The organism is Pseudomonas sp. GW821-FHT09E04 (assembly GCF_059416185.1).
Window position 1 is genome coordinate 1 of sequence record NZ_JBWKOR010000009.1, and the last position, 19,036, is coordinate 19,036.

Below are 19,036 nucleotides of genomic sequence, written 5' to 3' on the forward strand. Positions count from 1 at the left end.
GTAGGTCATCGTCAAGATTAAATTCCGAAACCCCAATTGCGAAAGCAGTTGGGGTTTTGTTTTGCCCGCAGGAAAGTGCTCAAAGGGCTTCCGACCGTCGCGATGGCAACCATTGGGGAAATCCTTCTGAAATGACCGCTCGGTTTTTGGTATGGTGCAGCTCGTTTTTTAACGGACTGATGTCACGCCCAAGGATCGGCGCTCAATTTTTTGTCAACGAGTTGCTGCAGAAATGCCTGAACCAATCCCCATCAAGGATCACGAAAAAGAGACGCGTCTGGTCAACAAAAGGCTGGTCGCCTGTGCCTTGTTCGTCTTCGCGATCAGCTGTGCCCTGGTGGTGCGCCTGTACATCCTGCAAGTGGTTGAATTCGACTACCACTCGACCATCTCCGAAAACAACCGCGTCCATGTCCTGCCAATCCCGCCAACTCGCGGGTTGATTTACGACCGCAATGGCGTGCTGCTGGCCGACAACCGTCCCAGTTACAACCTGATCATCACCCGCGAACGTGCCACCGATGTGAATCAGGAGCTGAACGAAGTCATCAGCCTCCTGCACCTGCCAGCCGAAGATCGCACAGTGTTCGACAAGGCGATGAAGCAGTCGCGTCACCCGTTTACACCAGTAACGCTGTTCTATGAGTTGACCGAAGAACAGATCGCCGTACTCGCCGTCAACGAGTTCCGCCTGCCGGGCCTGGATGTCGAACCGCAGTTCGTCCGTAACTATCCGCTCGGGGCGCACTTCGCACACTCGATCGGCTACGTCGGACGCATCAACGAAAAAGAATCCAAGACCCTCGACTCGGTCGAATACCGTGGCACGCAGTCCATCGGCAAGACTGGCATCGAACGCTTCTACGAACCGCAACTGCACGGCCACGTCGGATACGAGGAAGTGGAAACCAACGCTCAGGGCCGCGTATTGCGGGTCCTGAAACACACCGATCCGATTCCCGGCAAAAACATTGTCCTGAGCCTCGACATCAAGCTCCAGGAAGCCGCCGAAGCTGCATTGGGTGATCGTCGTGGTTCGGTGGTTGCACTGGATCCATCGACCGGCGAAGTGCTGGCCATGGTCAGTAACCCGAGCTTCGACCCCAACCTGTTCGTGACCGGTATCAGCTCCAAGGAATACTCGGCGCTGCGTGACTCCATCGACCGGCCGCTGTTCAACCGCGTACTGCGCGGTCTGTACGCACCCGGTTCGACGATCAAGCCTGAAGTGGCGATTGCCGGACTCGACGCCGGCGTGGTCACGCCTCAGACCCGCGTCTTCGACCCTGGCTACTACCAACTGCCGGACTTCGACCACAAGTACCGCAACTGGAACCACAGTGGCGACGGCTGGGTGGACATGGATGCGGCGATCATGCGTTCCAACGACACCTACTTCTACGACCTGGCGCACAAGCTCGGCATCGATCGCCTGCACGACTACATGGCGATGTTCGGCCTCGGCGAGAAAGTCTCGCTGGACATGTTCGAAGAGTCTCCCGGCCTGATGCCTTCCCAGGCCTGGAAGCGCGCCACCCGACGTCAGGCCTGGTTCCCCGGTGAGACGGTGATCCTCGGCATCGGCCAGGGCTACATGCAGGTCACGCCGCTGCAACTGGCTCAGGCCACGGCACTGATCGCCAACAAAGGTGTATGGAATCGTCCGCACCTGGCCAAGACTGTCGACGGTGTACCGCCGGTGGACGAGCACCCGATGCCGAACATCCTGCTCAAGGACCCCCGCGACTGGGAGCAGGTCAACCACGGCATGCAGATGGTGATGCATGATGCTCGGGGTATCGCCCGGGCAGCGGCGGCCGGCGCTCAGTACCGCATCGCCGGCAAGAGTGGTACCGCGCAGGTGGTGGCGATCAAGCAGGGCGAGCGTTACAACCGCGAGAAAACCCTCGAGCGCCATCGTGACAACGCCTTGTTCGTCGGTTTTGCCCCGGCCGAACATCCGAAAATCGCCATCTCGGTGATGATCGAAAACGGCGAGGCCGGTGGCCGAGTCGCAGGTCCCGTGGTGCGGCAGATCATGGATGCCTGGCTACTCGACCAGGACGGTCACCTCAAGCCGCAATACGCGGCGCCGACCAAGGCACCGGGCGATCCACACGTGTAATCCGCCACAGCTTCACAGCACAGGCTCACGCAGGCTGAGCATGTGCTGGAAGCTGTCGAGGAACACCGTTTCAGCCTGAGTCATCTTCTGTTCGCGATTCCACAGCAGCTGGATATCGAAATCCACCACCCCGTCCTCCGGCGGCAAGCGCCACAGCAAGCCCTGTTCGACATCCCGTCGAACCAGGTGAATCGGCAAGCAACCAATCCCGAACCCCGCACAGATCAGACGGTATATTTCTTCGAAACTGGTGGAAGAGGCGACGATCTTGCCGGTAAACCCCTGCTGGTCGCGAAACAGCGTCAACGGCGACAGATTGCCGCCAAGCTGATCGCTGGTGAAGCTGACAAAGTTCTCAGCTGCCAACTGCTCCAGCGTCAGATTCTGCTGCCCGAACAGTCGATGCCGTTGCCCGCAAAAGTACGCGTAGCGCTCACGAAACAGGACCCGCTGCTCCAACCGAGGCTGTGGTAGACGACACAGTCCGACGCCGACCGTAGCCGTCTTTTGCAGCAGTGAACTGATGATGTTCGAGCTGCCCATCACCTCGACTTCCAGCTCGATTTTCGGGTGAGTTTCGTGGAAGTCCGCAAGAAACTCGTCGTAATGCCGAGCCTGCACACCACTGACGGTGAGGATGCGGATCTTGCCGACAACGTCGTCATGACGATTCTCGACCACGGTGCCCAAACGGGAAATATCGCCGTAGATATCCGCCGCAATCCGCAGCACTTCTTCTCCGGTTTCCGTCAGATCAAAGCGCCGTCCGCAGCGCGCAATCAACACACAATCCAGTTGTTCTTCGAGGCGTTTCAACGCCTGGCTGACCGCCGACTGGGTGATGTGCAGACGCGCAGCGGCGCGGCTCATGCTGCCTTCCTGACCGATCACCAGATACGTGCGCAGCAGGTTCCAGTCCAGCCGGTCATTGAGAAAACGCCGGCCGATCCAAGGATTCGAGGAAGAAGTCATGCAGTAGCCACGCTAATAGTAAAGATAAGTTTTTGAAAATTGACTAATCCTGTCACGGAAGCGATAAAGCCCACAAGCGCCACAGAGCGCGACCGTCAGCCGCCTCGACACCTGCCCAAAACTATAAATACACAGGGTTCTTGCATGCACACCACCGCTCAGCCGCGTCGCGCCGCGGCCGCTGCCTTCATTGGCACGACCATCGAATTCTACGATTTCTACATCTACGCCACCGCCGCCGCACTGGTGCTCGGGCAAGTGTTCTTTCCCAGCAACGACCCGGTGACCAGCACGCTCGCCGCGTTCGGCAGTTTCGCCGTCGGCTTCATCGCCCGCCCGATGGCCGGCATGGTGTTCGGCCATCTGGGCGATCGCCTAGGTCGCAAGAAAATGCTGCTGGTGACCATGGCGCTGATGGGCCTGGCCACCGCTGGCATCGGTCTGCTGCCGAGTTATGTCAGCGTCGGCATCTGGGCACCCATCGGGCTGATCGTGTTGCGCCTGATCCAGGGCATCTCCGTCGGCGGCGAGTGGGGCGGGGCGGTATTGATGGCCAGTGAACACGCGCCGGCCAAACGCAAGACCTTCTATGCCTCGTTCGCCCAACTCGGCAGCCCGGCGGGTTTGCTGCTGGCGTTGATTGCATTCCGTCTGGTGACGTCGCTTTCGCCGGAAGACTTCCTCGCCTGGGGCTGGCGTCTGCCGTTTCTCGCCAGCGGTGTGCTGATGATGGTCGGCTTGATGATCCGTTCCGGTGTGCATGAATCGCCGGAGTTCGCCAAAGCCAGGGACAACAACGAAACCGCCAAATACCCGGTGAAAGATGTGATCCGTCAGTGCTGGCGACAGATCCTGTTCGCTGCCGCCGCCGTGACCATCGGTTCGGCCGGATTCTTTTTCACCAACACCTTCATGATCACCTACGTCACCCAATATCAGGGCATCCCGCGGGCGACCATTCTCGACTGCCTGTTTCTGGTGACGGTCATTCAATTGCTCTCGCAACCGCTGTCGGCGCTGCTCGCCGAGCGCATCGGCGAAGGGCGGTTCCTGATGCTGGTCGCGTTGCTGTGCATGGTCACGCCGTACCCGATGTTCCTGCTGGTTGGCACTCAGAACATCCTGCTGATGACTCTCGGCATCGCCGTCGCGGTGGTGATTCTCTCGGCTTTGTACGCGGTGATCGCCGGGTACATGACCCAGGCGTTCCCGGTGCACCTGCGCTACTCGGGCATTTCCATCGCCTACCAGTTGAGCTGCGCCTTGGCCGGCGGCACCACGCCGCTGATCGGCACGCTGCTCGCCAGCAAGTTTTCCGGGCAGTGGCTGCCGTTGGCGGTGTTCTTCACGCTGCTGTCCGCCCTGTCGCTGATCGGTGTCTGTGGCCTCGCACGCCTGCGGGCCAACCCGGTTGTTCTTCACACAAGCAAAGAGGTGTATTCGTGAGTAAACCCGCCCACATTGACCCGATCGAATGGCAAGCCCGCTGCGAGCTCGCCGCGCTGTACCGCTTGATCGCGCACTTTCGCATGACCGACCTGATCGACACCCACATCACCCTGCGGATTCCGGGGCCGGAGCATCATTTCCTGATCAACCGCTACGGGGTGATCTTCGACCGCATGCGTGCCTCCGATCTGGTGCGCATCGATCAGGACGGGCGCATCGTCGACCCTGAATACGCCGGGCATCGGGTCAACGCTGCCGGGTTCGTGATCCACTCGGCTATCCACATGGCGCGGCCGGATCTGAACTGCGTGATTCACACCCACACCGCTGCGGGTATGGCCGTCGCCGCGCAGAAGCAAGGTCTGCTGCCGATCAGTCAGCATGCGCTGAAGTTCTACGGAAAACTGGCGTATCACACCTACGAAGGCATCGCGTTGTCGCTGGATGAGCGCGAGCGCTTGATCGCCGATCTCGGCCCGCATCGCGCGATGATTCTACGCAATCACGGCTTGCTGGTTGGTGGCTCCGGCGTGGCCCAGGCGTTTCAGGAAATCCACTTCCTGGAGCGTGCCTGCCAGGCGCAAGTGCAAGCACTGGCCGGCGGTTGCGAGCTGCATTACCCGTCGCCGGAAGTCTGCGCCCACACCGCCGAGCAGTTTGACCGCGACGAGCAGGACAACATCATCGACCTGGCCTGGGAGGCTGCCTTGACCCTGATCGAATCCCAGCGCGAGTCCTATCTGTCATGAACACCGTTGCACTGATGTCACGCGACACGCTGTTGCTCAAACAATTGCAGGAAGCCTTTGCCCGCCGCGCGCCGCAGCTCTCAGCGGTGCTGGCCGACGATCCCCAAGCGGCGAATGCGCAGATCGCGGCGTGCTGGTTTCCGCTGCCGGGCAGCCTTGCCGCGTTGCCCAATCTGCAAGTGATTCACTCGGTCGCCGCCGGCATCGATCATTTGGAGCACGATCCGTCGTGCCCCGATTTGCCGGTGTGCCGGGTGGTCGATCCCGGCCATCGCCAAGGCATGACCGAGTACGTGCGCTGGGCGGTGATTCACTATCATCGCGGCTTCGATCAAGTGCTTGAGCAACAGCGTCAACAGCATTGGGAGCGACCGTTGCAACGCCCGGCCCATGAATTCCGGATCGGTGTGATGGGGCTCGGTTCACTCGGCAGCGCGATTGCCCAAGACCTGGCCGCCGCTGGTTACGACGTACGTGGCTGGGCGCGCAGCAGCAAGGATTTGCCGGGCGTGCAGACCTTTGCCGGCACCGATGCTTTCAACCCGTTTCTCGACGGTGTGGAATTGCTGATCAATCTGTTGCCGCTGACTCACGAGACTCGCGGCATCCTCAATCGCCAGACCTTCGAACGACTGGCCCACGGCGCGGCGCTGGTCAACGTCGGGCGCGGTGGGCATCTGAACATCGACGATCTGCAACAGGCCCTGGCCCGTGGAAAACTGCGCGGTGCGCTGCTCGATGTCTTCGAGCAGGAACCGCTGCCCGCCGATCATCCGCTGTGGAAAACGCCGGGCGTGACCATCACCCCGCACATGGCTTCGGCGGCATCCCACGATTGCATCGCCGAGCAGATTGCCGAGAACTTCCGCCGTTTGAATGCTGGTGAACCTCTGATCAACAGCGCGGATCGACTGCTCGGTTATTGATCCGCCAGGCAGGCCTGCAAGCGCTCGATGAACAGCGTTTCGGCACGGCTCATGCGCTGCTCGCGGTTCCACAGCAGATGAATGTCGACGTCGGCAATGCCCTCGTGAGGCGGCAGGCGCCAGAGCAATCCGGCCTCGACGTCCGCCGCCACCACGTGCTCCGGCAAACAACCGATACCGAACCCGGCGATCACCAGTCGGCGCACTTCCTCCAGGCTTGGCGATGAGGCAACGATGCGTCCGCTGAAACCTTGCTGATCACGAAAAATTGTCAGCGGCGAGAGCATCCCGCCAATCTGATCACTGGTAAAACTGACGAAATTCTCCCGCTGCAAATCGCCTTCGCCAATGTCCTGTCGACCGAACAGCGCGTGGTGCTTGCCACAGAAAAATGCATAGCGCTGACGCAGGAACAGGCGCTGTTCCAGACGCGGTTGCGGGCGGCGATTGAGGCTCAGGCCGAGGGTCGCGGTTTTCTCCTGAAGAGCGCTGACGATGTCCGAACTGCGCATCACATCAACCTCCAGATCGACCCGTGGATACTGCCGGTGGAAGTCAGCGAGGAAATCATCGAAACGCTCGGAAAAGATCCGGCTGATGATGAGCAATCTGACCTTGCCGATCACTTCGTCGGCCGGTTGTTCCAGCAGGCTGCTGACCTGGGACATCTGCCCGTAGATCTCGCCCGCCAGTTCGAAGATCTGCTCGCCGACTTCGGTAAGGGCAAATCGCGGGCCGCGTCGGGCGATCAACTGGCGACCCAGTTGTTCCTCAAGACGCTTGAGCGCCTGGCTCACCGCCGGTTGCGTCAGGTGCAGGCGCGCGGCGGCGCGGCTGATGCTCAGTTCCTGGCCGATCACTCGGAAGGTGCGCAGCAGGTTCCAGTCGAGGCGGTCGTTGAGCAGGCGTTGCACATCACGTTCGGCCATGGCGGCTCTCGATTATAAGGTGAGGTAATAGTCGGAATAATAAATAGAAAATTGACTAATCATAGCCCCGGGACGATAAATCACCCCACGACAGGCGCCGTCAGAGTGCCTCGGATCGACCGTTTCCCTCCTGCCAGAAAAACAATCAAAGGAGCCCGACCCATGAAGCCTCACGCTTCGAACCAGCCGCGCCGTGCGGCCGCCGCTGCCTTCATCGGCACCATGATCGAGTGGTACGACTTTTACATTTACGCCACCGCCGCCGCACTGGTCTTCGGTGCGCTGTTCTTTCCTTCCGACGATCCACTGTTCAGCACCATGGCTGCGTTCGGCACCTTCGCCGTGGGCTTCTTTGCCCGGCCGTTGGGCGGGATCATCTTCGGTCATATCGGCGATCGCATCGGCCGCAAGAAATCCCTGATCATCACGCTGTTGATGATGGGCGTGGTCACGGTGTGCATCGGCCTGTTGCCGACTTATGCGCAGATCGGCGCAACCGCACCAGTGCTGCTGATTCTGCTGCGCATCGTCCAGGGCATCGCCGTCGGTGGCGAGTGGGGCGGGGCGGTGTTGATGGCCGGCGAGCATGCGCCGAAGGGCCGACGCAATTTCTTCGCGTCGTTTGCGCAACTGGGCAGCCCGGCAGGTTTGATCCTGTCGCTGCTGGCCTTCAGTGCCGTGACCCGTTTGCCGGAAGACGACTTGATGAGCTGGGGCTGGCGTCTGCCGTTCCTCGCCAGTGCGTTGTTGCTGCTGGTCGGTCTGGCGATTCGCCTGGGCGTGAACGAGTCGCCGGAATTCCTCGCCAGCCGCGAGCAGGCCAGCAAGCAAATCAAGAAAGAGCAGGCGCCGGTAATGGAAGTCCTGCGCACCGCGTGGCGTCCGCTGTTGCTGTGCATCGGCGCCAACACGCTGGGCATTGCCGGGGTGTATTTCACCAACACCTTCATGATCGCCTACACCACTCAGCAACTGGCGCTGCCACGTTCGCTGATTCTCGAATGCCTGTTCTTCGTCGCGATCATCCAGTTCTGCATTCAACCGCTGGCCGCGTGGACGGCGGAGAAGATCGGCGCGACGCGTTTCCTGTGTCTCGTGTCGTTGCTGGCGATGGCCTCGCCATATCCGATGTTTGTGCTGGTCAGTTCGGCCCAGGCGCCGCTGATCATCCTCGGCATCGCGCTGGCGGTGGTATGCATGGCCTCGTTCTACGCGGTGATCGCCGGTTACGTCAGCGGCATGTTCGAGACCCGCGTGCGCTACACCGCAATCTCGCTCGCCTATCAGATCTGCGGCGCGGTGGCCGGTGGGCTGACGCCGTTGATCGGCACGCTGCTGGCGCACAGGTTCACCGGGCAATGGTGGCCGATGGCGGTGTTCTACAGCCTGATCGCCGGCATTTCGCTGATCTGCGTGCTGTCCCTCGCCCGTCGTCACGCCAGCGCCCATCGCGCGGAAATGGCCCGCGCCTAACCCGGAATTTCAGGAGAACCTCATGTTGAAAATCAATGGCGAACGCCTGTGGGCGAGCCTGATGGCCATGGCCGAAATCGGCGCTACCGCTCGTGGCGGTAGCTGCCGCCTGGCATTGAGCGACGAAGACAAGGCCGGCCGCGAACTGTTCGCCCACTGGTGCCGGGAAGCCGGCATGACCTTGAGCGTGGACGCCATCGGCAACCTGTTCGCTCGCCGCGCTGGCACCGATCCGGACGCTGCACCGGTGATGATGGGCAGCCACCTCGACACCCAGCCCGAAGGCGGGCGTTTCGACGGCGTCTACGGCGTGCTCGCCGGGCTGGAAGTGGTGCGTTGCCTCAACGACCTGAACATCCAGACTCGCAAACCGCTGGAAGTGGCGGTGTGGACCAACGAAGAAGGTGCGCGCTTCACCCCGGCCATGTTCGGCTCGGCAGTGTTCACCGGGATCATGGAGCTGAACGCCGCGCTGGCGGTGCGCGATGTCGATGGCATCAGCGTTGCCGAGGCCTTGCAGCGTACCGGTTACGCCGGTGAGCGTCCGTTGGGCGGCGCGGTGGATGCCTATTTTGAAGCGCATATCGAGCAAGGGCCGATCCTCGAAGACAACGCCAAAAGCATCGGTGTGGTCACGGGCGGTCAGGCGATCCGTTGGCTCGATGTGCGTGTCGAAGGCATGGCCGCCCACGCCGGCACCACGCCGATGCCGCTGCGCAAAGACGCGCTGTACGGCGTGGCGCGGATGATTCAGGCGATTGAGGGTTTGGCAGCAGATTTTGCCCCCGAAGGCCTGACCACGGTGGGCGAACTGAGCATCAACAAGTCGTCGCGCAACACCATTCCGGGGTTGGTGAATTTCACCGTCGATCTGCGTCATCACCGCGACGACGCTATCGCCGCCATGGAGCAACAAGTCCGCGCCCGGTTGCAGGCCATCGCCGATGGCCGAGGCCTGAACCTGACGATCACCCCGCACTGGATCAGTCCGGCCACGCCGTTCGACGCCGAATGCGTGGCAGCCGTGCAAGAAGCGGTGGATGCGCTGGGCTACGCTCAGCAGTCGATTGTCAGCGGCGCCGGGCATGACGCCATTCATCTCGCGCGCTACTGCCCGACGGCGATGGTGTTCATCCCGTGCGTTGGCGGCCTGAGCCACAACGAAGCCGAAGACGTGTTGCCCGAAGACGCGAAGCAGGGCACCGATGTATTGCTCAACGCCGTGCTGGCCCGCGCCGGTCGAATCGAACAGGGAATCTGAACCATGCGCAGTTTTTTCCACCCCGAACAATTGCTCCACCATCCACGCAGCTATTACTCCCGTGGGCAAATGCGTACTCCGCAGGAGGTCCCCGAGCGTGCGCAACGTCTGGTGCAGGCCGCTCACGGTCTGGGTTTCAGCGTCGAGCAGCCCGCCGATGCCGGCCTCGCACCGTTGCTGGCGGTGCATGGCGCGCCGTATCTGACCTTTCTTCAGGAAGCGCACGCACGCTGGAAAGAAATCCCGGAAGACTGGGGCGACGAGGTGATGTCGAACATCTTCGTTCGCGAGCCCAACGCCTTGCGCGGCATCCTCGCCCAGGCTGCGCGCTATCTGGCGGATGGCAGTTGCCCGGTAGGCGAACAGACCTGGCGCTCGGCTTATTGGTCGGCGCAAAGCGCAGTGGCCGGGGCTCAGGCGTTGATCAATGGTGAGCCGGCGGCCTACGCCTTGTGCCGTCCGCCGGGGCATCATGCCCGGGCCGAAGCGGCGGGTGGTTTCTGCTACGTGAACAACGCGGCGGTGGCGGCTCAGGTGCTGCGCGACAAATTCGGCAAAGTCGCGGTGCTCGACACCGACATGCACCACGGCCAGGGCATTCAGGAGATTTTCTACGACCGTGATGACGTGCTCTACGTCTCGGTGCATGGCGATCCGACCAATTTCTATCCGGGTGTCGCCGGGTTTGCCGACGAGCGTGGCAGCGGCGCGGGGGTGGGCTTCAACCTCAACTTGCCGATGGCCCATGGATCAAGCGAAGCGGATTTCCTTGGGCAACTGGACGTCGCGTTGAACGCGGTGCGCGAGTTCGGCGCCGAGGTGCTGGTGCTGTCGCTGGGCTTCGATATCTATGAGCTGGACCCGCAAAGCAAAGTCGCCGTGACCCGGGAAGGCTTTGCGGCATTGGGTGAGCGGATCCGCAGCCTGGGCCTGCCATGCCTGATCGTGCAGGAAGGCGGCTATCACCTGGAAAGTCTTGAAGACAACGCCCGGGCGTTTTTCGTGAATGGCGAGGTGTGGCAGCGCTGAGACGATCCACCTGATGAAGTGCCCTGTGGTGCTTGCCATCGCCCTGACGTTAACGTAAACATTGGCGTCAGGGCGCTGAAGTAAAAAAGCGCAAAGCGGACCGCTCCGGAGCGCTTGATGACTCTAATAAAAACAACCGATCCCAAGTCTCACCACGAAGCCCGGCTGGCCCGGGAAAAACTCCATCTCGAAGGGCAGGTCCCGGATGGCGTGTTGCGTGCGGAGATCGATGCTTCGTGGCGGCGCAGCCTGAGCCACGGCGTGCATTTCAATGGCAAGCATGAGCTGGCGCTGGAATCGAGCGCGAGTCTCGATGTCTTGCTGGCGAGCAATCGCCTGCTGATCGATGCGGCGATACCGGCCATCGATTACCTGGCCGAGCGTCAGGGCAAGGAAGGTCTGATCATCCTCGCCAATTCCGACGCCACCATCCTCGCCGTCGAAGGGCGTGCCGATCGGCTCAAGGGCAGCGGTTTGCAAGACATCACCCTCGGCGCCTGCTGGAGCGAAGCCGCCCGTGGCACCAACGCCCTCGGCACGGCACTGGTGGAAGCGCGGCCCACGCTGATCGATTGCGGCGAACATTACCTCGACCGCCTCACTGATTTTTCCTGCACCTCGGTGCCTATCCATTGCCCCCAGGGCGAAATTCTCGGCGTCCTCGACCTGACCCGCGAAGGCCCTCTCGGCCGCGTCCATGACAGTACCGCGCTGCTGAGCATGGCGGTCAGCCAGATCGAGAGCCGGGTGTTCAACAACAGTTTTCCCGATCAGATTGTCCTCGCCTTCCACAGTCGCCGGCAGTATCTGGAGTCGCCGTGGCAAGGCTTGTTGGCGGTCAGTCTCGGCGGGCAGATTCTGGCGGTCAGTGCCCAGGCCTGCCAGTTGTTGCGGGCCGAGCGTTCGACATTGGTTGGCAAGCGCTGCGAAGAGTTTCTCGGGGTCGATGGCGTGCAATTGCTGACCCGTCTGCAACAGGGCGGCGTCGGCAGTGTGCAGACTGCCAAGGGCGAGTTTTTCTACAAGACCCTACGGGCCCCGGCGCGCTCGGTCAACCTCGGCGGCCCGCCACGCAGCGTGGCGAAAACCGCCAAACCGCAACCGGATCTGGAAGCACTGGCCGGCAACAATGCCCGCTACGCCCGCGCCCTGCGCATGGCTCGCCAAGGTCTGGCCAATGAGCTGCCGGTGCTGTTGCTCGGCGAAACCGGCACCGGTAAAGAGGTGATCGCCCGTGCCCTGCACCTGGCCGGCAGCCGTAGCGACAAACCCTTTGTGGCCGTGAACTGCGCGGCGATTCCCGAAGGCCTGATCGAGTCAGAACTGTTCGGCTACCGCGAAGGCGCGTTCACCGGATCGCGCCGTGGCGGCATGATCGGACGCCTGCAACAGGCCCACGGCGGCACGTTGTTCCTTGATGAAATCGGCGACATGCCGCTGGCCTTGCAGGCGCGTTTGCTGCGAGTTTTGCAGGATCGTAAGGTCGCGCCGCTGGGTGCCGGGGAAGAGCAGGACATCGACGTCGCGCTCATCTGCGCCACCCACCGCGACCTCAAGCGTCAGGTCGAGGACAAGCAATTTCGCGAGGATCTGTTCTACCGGGTCAACGGCATCAGCGTGATGCTCCCGGCCCTGCGCGAGCGCGATGACTTCAGCGCGCTGGTCGCTCGGCTGCTGAGCAAACTCGATGCGCCGAATGCTGTTCTGCACGACGACCTCAATCGCCTGCTCGGCGCGTATCACTGGCCGGGCAACATTCGCCAACTGGAGATGGTCCTGCGCACCGCCCTGGCCATGCGCGAGCCGGGGGAAACCGTGCTGACCCTCGATCACCTGCCCGACAGCATGCTCGACGAACTCTGCGCCACCGAGAAACCCCAGACCGGCAGCATTCGCGAAAACGAACTGGAGATGATCCGCCAGTCCCTCGACACCCATCAGGGCAATGTCTCGGCCGCCGCCGACGCCCTCGGTATCAGCCGCGCGACCCTGTATCGCAAACTCAAACAGTTGCGCTCGTGATGCAGCGCCTGTTCGTGCGGCTGATCGACAGCCAGAACCCCGCCGCGCTGCAAGCGGCGTTGCGCTGGTTGTACGGTTTCGTGCGGCCGCAGCGGTTGGCGATTGCCGGCCTGCTCGGTCTGTCGGTATGCGCGTCGCTGCTGGTGCTGGTGCAGCCGTGGCTGATCAAACTGCTGATCGATGACGGGCTGCTGGCGCGCAATTTCCCGATGCTGGTGCTGATTGCGGTGCTGATGATCATCGCCGGGTTGCTCGGCACGGCGTTGTCGGGGATCAACCGCTATCTGCACACGCGGCTGTCCGGGCGGATTCTGTTTGCCCTGCGCGACGACCTTTATCGGCATCTGCAAAAACTGTCGCCGAGTTTCTACGGGCAGCGGCGGATCGGCGATCTGATGTCGCGGCTCGACGGCGATGTGGCAGAGATTCAGCGCTTTGCCGTGGACTCGTTGTTCTCGGCGGTATCGAGTGTGATCGGCCTGGTGGTGGCGATCGCGATGCTGTTCACGCTGTCGTGGAAACTGTCATTGCTGGCGCTGGTGCTGATCCCGCTCGACGTGCTGTGGCTGCGCTGGATGCGGCGCAAGGTCGAGCGCGATGTGCGGCAATTGCGCGAGCGTTCGGCGGACATGTCGTCGTTCATGGTCGAGACCTTGCCGGTGATGAAGTTCATCCAGTCCGCCGGCCAGCAGCAGCGTGAAGCACGGCGTCTGGAAAGCCTCGGGCAGGGCTACATGAACCAGTTGCTGCGCCTGCAAGTCACCGAGTTTTTTACCCAGGCTGTGCCCGGCACGTTGACGTCGCTGTCCCGTGCCTGCGCGTTTTTGATCGGTGGTTATTGGGTGGTGCAGGGCACTTGGCAACTCGGTGCGCTGATCGCGTTTTCCACTTATCTGGGGATGGCGGTCGGGCCGGTGCAGAGCCTGTTGGGGTTGTACGTGGCGATCCAGCGCATGACCGTCAGTCTGGGGCGGGTCATGGAGTTGCGCGGCGAAGAGCCCACGGTGTTTTCTCCAGCCATGCCGAAGCCGTTTCCAACTTCGGGTGAGTTGCGTTTTGACGCGGTGCACTTCAGCCATCCGGGTCGTCCGAGCACGTTGAGCGGCATCGAGGCGACGATTCCCTACGGTTTGAAAGTCGCCTTGAGCGGCGGATCCGGCGTCGGCAAATCAACGCTGATCGACCTGCTGCAACGGCATCACGATCCGCAGTCCGGGCGAGTGCTGCTCGGTGAGGTGGATCTGCGTGAACTTGAACTGTTCGAGCTGCGCCGACGTATCGCCGTGGTCAGTCAGGACATCGTGCTGTTTCGCGGCAGCCTCGCCGACAACCTGGCTTACGCGGTGCCGGACGCCAGCCGCGAAGCCATCGCCGAGGTTGCACGGTTGGCGCAACTCGACAGCCTGATCGCCTCGCTGCCCGAAGGCCTCGACAGCCCATTGGGCGAGCGCGGTCAGCAATTGTCCGGTGGGCAGAAACAGCGCATCGCGATTGCCCGGGCGCTGTTGCAGGATCCGTTGATTCTGGTGCTCGACGAAGCCACTTCGGCCGTCGACGAAGCGACCGAGCGCGAGGTGATTGAAGCCATCGACCGACTGTTTGCCGGGCGCACACGGATTCTGATCAGCCATCGTCCGTCGACCCTGGCCGATGCCGACCTGCGTTTCGAGTTGCTCGACGGTGTACTCATTTCGAAAACGGTGCTGCATGAAGCCTGAATTGCGTATCGGTGTGGTCGACAGCGGACACTCGGCGGCGCAACGGGTGCAGGTGATTGCCGGGCGGCGTTTCTCGTTGCTGGAGGACGGACTGGCGGAATCGGATCTGCGCGACGATCCGCTTGGCCATGGCAGTGCGGTGATCGAGGCGATCAGCCGCCGCGCACCCGCCGCGCAGATGTGTGTGGCCCAGGTGTTCGATCAGCGCGGCGTCACCAGTGCCTTGCAGATTTCTGCGGCCATCGATTGGCTGGTCGCGCAGGACGTACGACTGATCAATCTGAGCCTGGGTTTGCGTCAGGATCGCAGCCTGTTGCGCGAGGCCTGCGCAGCGGCGGTGGCCCGTGGTGTTCTGTTGTGTGCGTCGAGTCCGGCGCAGGGCGCAGCGGTGTTTCCGGCGAGTTATCCGCAAGTGCTGCGGGTGACCGGCGATGCCCGTTGCACCGATGAACAATGGTCATGGCTCGACAGTGCGCAGGCGGATTTTGCCGCGTGTGTGCATGGCACCTATCCGGGGCAGTCCGGGGCAAGCCTGGGCTGTGCAGCGTTGAGCGGTCACATCGCCGGCTATCTGCTGGAGCATCCGCAGGCGAGCAACGCTGAAGTGATCGATTGGCTAAAACAGCACGCTCGTTATCGCGGCCCTGAGCGGCGTCTCGGCCCATGACTGCGATCCTGATTCTCGGTGCCGGGCCGGCTGGCGCGGCGGTGGCGTTGGGACTTCGGCGTTTGGGTTACGCCGTGACGCTGGTCAGCGAATGGCGGCGGTTTGCGGCGCTCGAAGGCGTCTCGCAGCGGGTGCTGGAGGCGTTGCGCAGCGCGGGATTGAATCACGGGTTGGCGAACGCTAGGTTGCCGTCCCAGCGGCAGGTTGCGTGGAACGGCCAGCAGCATGCGCAGAACATCGAGTGTCTGCTGGATCGCCCGGCCTTTGATCGTGGTTTGCGTGAAGATCTGCGGGTCGCCGGGGTCGAGGTGATTGAAGGGCGAATCCTCAATGTTCAGTCCTCGGCCGACGGCCATCAGGTAGAACTCGATGGCGGACAGAGGCTGGCGGCGGATTTTCTGGTGGAAGCCCGGGGGCGGCAGGCGCCGGCGTCCGGCAAAGGCTTGCGCGGGCCAGAGACGGTCAGCCTGCTCAATCGCTGGCAAGGTGCGTCGGGTGTGACGGCCAGCGCCGTGGAAAGTCTTGAAGACGGCTGGGCGTGGATGGCCCGGCGGGACGACGGCCAATGTTATTGGCAATGGACCGTGGACGTGGCCAGCGCCGGGTTGCCAGGCAAGGCGCAGTTGCTCGATCACTGCCGCGCGCGGCGTCAGGCTTCGGATTTTGCTCAAGCGTTCTTTGCTGGCGGCGTGGAGTCGGAGTTGCAACTGCACGCTCGCAGCAGCACGGCGATTCTCGCGCCACAGGTTTGCGGTGAAAACTGGATTCGCGTCGGCGATGCGGCGATGGCGGTGGACCCGCTGTCCGGCAACGGGATTTTTCAGTCGCTGTCCTCGGCGTTGCAGGCGCCGGTGGTGATCAACACGCTGTTGCGCAAACCGGAACGGGCAGCACTGGCTCAGCGTTTTCACTGTCAGCGAGTGGAGCAATTGTTCCTGCGCTTTGCGCGAATCGGTCGGGACTTCTATGCCGATGAACAGCGTTGGTTCGATCAACCATTTTGGCAGGCGCGGCGGCAGTGGCCTGACGCTGAAATGGCCCATGCAGCGGCGGATTTTGCCGCGTTGCGGATCGAACGGATGCCGGTGCTGCGTGACGGTTTTGTCGATGAGGCCGAGGTGGTGATCACGGCGGATCAGCCGATGGGGATCTGGCATGTGCAAGGTGTGGAGCTGGCTCCGCTGGTGCGGCGCTTGCGTGATGAGCCGGCGGATCGGGTGTTGGCGGGGTTGAGTGAAGAGCAGGGCCGTGTGATCAGAGGATGGTTGTTGAGTCAGGGATACCGGCCCTCACCCTAACCCTCTCCCAGGGGGAGAGGGGACTGATTGGGGGATATTGAAAAGTGACGCCGACCGGAGTGCTCGGTTTTGAATCCATAATCGACCCATTCTTTCAGGTCGATGTAACGCTCAGCACACTTCGGTCTGCTCCCTCTCCCCCCGGGAGAGGGTTGGGGTGAGGGTGGGTTTTTGATCTTGATCTACTACAACTTGATCAACACCGACTTCAACTCGGTGTAATGCTCGATCGCCGCATACCCCATCTCGCGTCCGACCCCGGACATCTTGTAGCCGCCAAACGGCAGCGCCGGATCCAGCGCGCTGTGGCAGTTGACCCACACCGACCCCGATTTGATCCGTGGAATCATCCGGTGCACCGCCGCCAGGTCGTTCGACCAGATGCTCGCGCCCAAGCCGTAAGGGCTGTCATTGGCCATGCGCAGTGCATCGGCTTCGTCATCGAACGGAATCGCCACCAGCACCGGCCCGAAGATTTCCTCCTGCACCAGCGAGTGTTGCTGATCGACATCGACAATCACCGTCGGTTTGACGAAGAACCCCGGCCCGAACTGCTCGCCGCCGCAGGCGATGGTCGCGCCGCTTTCCCGGCCCATTTCGATGTAGCGATAGACACGCTCCTGCTGGCGCGCGGAAATCAGTGGGCCCATATCGATGCTCGGGTCGAGTCCGTTGCCGAGTTTCATGGCATTGGCGATGTCGCTGATGTCGGCCACCACATTGTCGAAATGCTTGCGTTGCACGTACAGCCTGGAGCCTGCGCAGCAGACCTGGCCCTGGTTGAAGAAAATCGCACTGGCCGCACCCGCCGCAGCGGTTTTCAGGTCGGCGTCGGCCATGACGATGGTCGGCGATTTGCCGCCCAGTTCCAGGGTGACGCGGGTCATCGAGTCCATGGCGATCTTGCCGATTTGCTTGCCGACGGCGGTGGAGCCGGTGAAGGTCAGTTTGTCGACCAAAGGGTTGTGAGTCAGGGCGGAACCGGCCGTGATGCCGGTGCCGGTGACCACGTTGAACACGCCTTCCGGGTAACCCGCCTCCAGCACCAGCTCTGCCAGTTTCAGCGCGGTCAGCGGGGTTTCGTCGGCCGGTTTGAGCACCACGGTGCAACCGGTGGCCAGCGCGGGGCCGAGTTTCCAGCAGGCCAGCAGCAGCGGAAAATTCCAGGCGACGATGGCGCCGACCACGCCCACCGCTTCGCGGCGAATGAAACTGTGGAACTGATCGCCAGGCATCAGCGGCAGCGACACCTCGACGCTGGAACCCTCGATCTTGGTCGCCCAGCCGGCCATGTAACGCAGGAAGTCGATGGCCAGTTGTACGTCCATCACTTGCGCCACCGCCGCGCTCTTGCCGTTGTTCAGGCATTCGAGTTGCGCCAGCTGTTCGGCGTCGCGCTGCATGAGGTCGGCGAGTTTCCACAACAGGTTCTGCCGCTCACGCGGGCGGGTGCGGCTCCAGGCCGAATCATCGAAGGCTTGCCGGGCGGCGAGCACCGCGCGGTCGACATCTTCCGGGGTGGCGCGAGGCACCACGCACAACACTTCGCCAGTGGCCGGGTTGTGCAGCGGCATGGTCTGGCCGTCGGCGGCTTCGACCCAGTCGCCACCGATCAGCATGCGCGGCGGGCGCTGGATGAAAGCCGAGGTGGCAGGAAGCAGATAGGGCAGGGGCATGGTGAAGACCTCTTGTTGTTCGTTGTCGTTGAACAGGTCTTGGCAATGGCTGTGCCAGATACTCGAACGTGCTGCGCAGGCCCGCCGTGCAAGGAGATGGAGGGGGAAAAGGGGGCTTTGTGGAGTTCAGGTTGTCGCATTTCGCGACAGCGGCTGAGACTCAAGATACTGATTTCCAGTGGTTTGAGGCGCTGACTGACAGCAGCATCGGGCCTTCAATCAATGATGGCAAAGTGGAATTTCATCAAGGGATAGCGTATTTAATGCCGCTTTATTGAGAGGCCTGTGGGGGCATTGATGCGAGTTGGCAACATTTTACGTTCTGCGGCGCTTTTGCTGGCGGGCCTGACGCTGTCGGGATGCATCCACTTCACCCATGAAAGTGCAGAAGGCAAGCCTGTTTCGGATATCGCCACGATCAATCAGATCAACCCGGCGTTAACGATCGTCAGAGTCGATGGTAAAGGCACCTGGTTCTGGTTGAGCCGGCAGTCCCAATACTTCATCGGCCCGGGCATCCATCGCATCGAGGTACGCAGAGAACTTTCCCAGCAAAGCTATACCGGGACGGTGGAAAGAACCGTGGAACTTGCAGCGGGCCGTACCTATGGGCTTGATGGCAAGACCGGATACGGTCGGTGGGATTTCGAGGTCCGCGATATCGAAACGGGACAGCGGGTTGACAAGCCTGTCCCGGAGACGGCTGCTCGGTAATTGAACCCGACCCTGCGGCCTGTTTACC

The 19,036-nt window shown here is 62.0% G+C and carries 15 protein-coding genes; 12 read left to right on the top strand and 3 right to left on the bottom strand.

All coding sequences use genetic code 11. The annotated features are described in order from the left end of the window. The first annotated feature begins 232 nt into the window (after positions 1–232). Entirely contained in the window at positions 233–2,125 is a 1,893-nt protein-coding gene (gene mrdA, locus AC07N4_RS26975; protein WP_096822118.1) for a penicillin-binding protein 2, read from the top strand. 12 nt (positions 2,126–2,137) lie between these two features. On the opposite strand, the gene AC07N4_RS26980 is transcribed toward mrdA, so the two are convergent. Next, positions 2,138–3,097: a LysR family transcriptional regulator gene (locus tag AC07N4_RS26980; protein ID WP_493066486.1), complete on the bottom strand. Its 960-nt coding sequence runs from the start codon at positions 3,095–3,097 to the stop codon at positions 2,138–2,140. Between the two features lie 144 nt (positions 3,098–3,241). On the opposite strand from AC07N4_RS26980, the gene AC07N4_RS26985 reads away from it, so the two are divergent. Genes AC07N4_RS26985 through AC07N4_RS26995 form a run of 3 tightly spaced genes read left to right on the top strand, consistent with a single transcriptional unit; the run spans position 3,242 to position 6,221 of the window. After that, the gene (locus AC07N4_RS26985) at positions 3,242–4,543 is read left to right on the top strand and encodes an MFS transporter (protein WP_493066487.1); all 1,302 of its coding nucleotides are present in this window, start codon (positions 3,242–3,244) and stop codon (positions 4,541–4,543) included. Further along, complete coding sequence (locus tag AC07N4_RS26990; protein WP_096822115.1) at positions 4,540–5,295, top strand: class II aldolase/adducin family protein; 756 nt, start codon at positions 4,540–4,542, stop codon at positions 5,293–5,295. The genes AC07N4_RS26985 and AC07N4_RS26990 overlap by 4 nt, the downstream gene beginning before the upstream one ends. Next, positions 5,292–6,221, top strand: a complete 930-nt coding sequence (locus AC07N4_RS26995) for a 2-hydroxyacid dehydrogenase (protein WP_493066488.1) — start codon at positions 5,292–5,294, stop codon at positions 6,219–6,221. Before AC07N4_RS26990 ends, AC07N4_RS26995 begins: the two co-directional genes overlap by 4 nt. On the opposite strand, the gene AC07N4_RS27000 is transcribed toward AC07N4_RS26995, so the two are convergent. After that, positions 6,215–7,150 carry a LysR family transcriptional regulator gene (locus AC07N4_RS27000; RefSeq protein WP_064381135.1) on the bottom strand — a complete coding sequence of 312 codons (936 nt, stop codon included), beginning with the start codon at positions 7,148–7,150 and terminating at the stop codon, positions 6,215–6,217. The genes AC07N4_RS26995 and AC07N4_RS27000 overlap by 7 nt on opposite strands. Before the next feature lie 162 nt (positions 7,151–7,312). Here AC07N4_RS27000 and AC07N4_RS27005 point away from each other — a divergent pair, with 162 nt between their 5' ends. From AC07N4_RS27005 to qhpG, 7 genes are all read left to right on the top strand, one after another. After that, positions 7,313–8,623, top strand: a complete 1,311-nt coding sequence (locus AC07N4_RS27005) for an MFS transporter (protein WP_493066489.1) — start codon at positions 7,313–7,315, stop codon at positions 8,621–8,623. A 22-nt stretch (positions 8,624–8,645) separates the two neighbouring features. Next, complete coding sequence (locus tag AC07N4_RS27010; RefSeq protein ID WP_493066490.1) at positions 8,646–9,884, top strand: Zn-dependent hydrolase; 1,239 nt, start codon at positions 8,646–8,648, stop codon at positions 9,882–9,884. Between the two features lie 3 nt (positions 9,885–9,887). Next, on the top strand, positions 9,888–10,913 hold the full coding sequence (locus tag AC07N4_RS27015) for a histone deacetylase family protein (RefSeq protein WP_493066491.1): 1,026 nt from the start codon (positions 9,888–9,890) through the stop codon (positions 10,911–10,913). 117 nt (positions 10,914–11,030) lie between these two features. Continuing rightward, entirely contained in the window at positions 11,031–12,935 is a 1,905-nt protein-coding gene (locus AC07N4_RS27020; RefSeq protein ID WP_493066492.1) for a sigma-54-dependent Fis family transcriptional regulator, read from the top strand. Next, entirely contained in the window at positions 12,935–14,653 is a 1,719-nt protein-coding gene (locus AC07N4_RS27025) for an ABC transporter ATP-binding protein (RefSeq protein WP_493066493.1), read from the top strand. The genes AC07N4_RS27020 and AC07N4_RS27025 overlap by 1 nt, the downstream gene beginning before the upstream one ends. Continuing rightward, positions 14,643–15,320: a subtilisin-like serine protease QhpE gene (gene qhpE / locus AC07N4_RS27030; protein ID WP_096822108.1), complete on the top strand. Its 678-nt coding sequence runs from the start codon at positions 14,643–14,645 to the stop codon at positions 15,318–15,320. Before AC07N4_RS27025 ends, qhpE begins: the two co-directional genes overlap by 11 nt. Next, entirely contained in the window at positions 15,317–16,618 is a 1,302-nt protein-coding gene (qhpG, locus tag AC07N4_RS27035; RefSeq protein ID WP_493066494.1) for a flavin-dependent monooxygenase QhpG, read from the top strand. Before qhpE ends, qhpG begins: the two co-directional genes overlap by 4 nt. A gap of 185 nt (positions 16,619–16,803) precedes the next feature. Here the strand turns inward: qhpG and AC07N4_RS27040 are convergent, their stop codons facing one another. Beyond that, positions 16,804–18,294 carry an aldehyde dehydrogenase family protein gene (locus AC07N4_RS27040; RefSeq protein ID WP_273540977.1) on the bottom strand — a complete coding sequence of 497 codons (1,491 nt, stop codon included), beginning with the start codon at positions 18,292–18,294 and terminating at the stop codon, positions 16,804–16,806. A 285-nt stretch (positions 18,295–18,579) separates the two neighbouring features. Here AC07N4_RS27040 and AC07N4_RS27045 point away from each other — a divergent pair, with 285 nt between their 5' ends. Continuing rightward, the gene (locus AC07N4_RS27045; protein ID WP_493066495.1) at positions 18,580–19,008 is read left to right on the top strand and encodes a hypothetical protein; all 429 of its coding nucleotides are present in this window, start codon (positions 18,580–18,582) and stop codon (positions 19,006–19,008) included. Positions 19,009–19,036 lie beyond the last annotated feature (28 nt).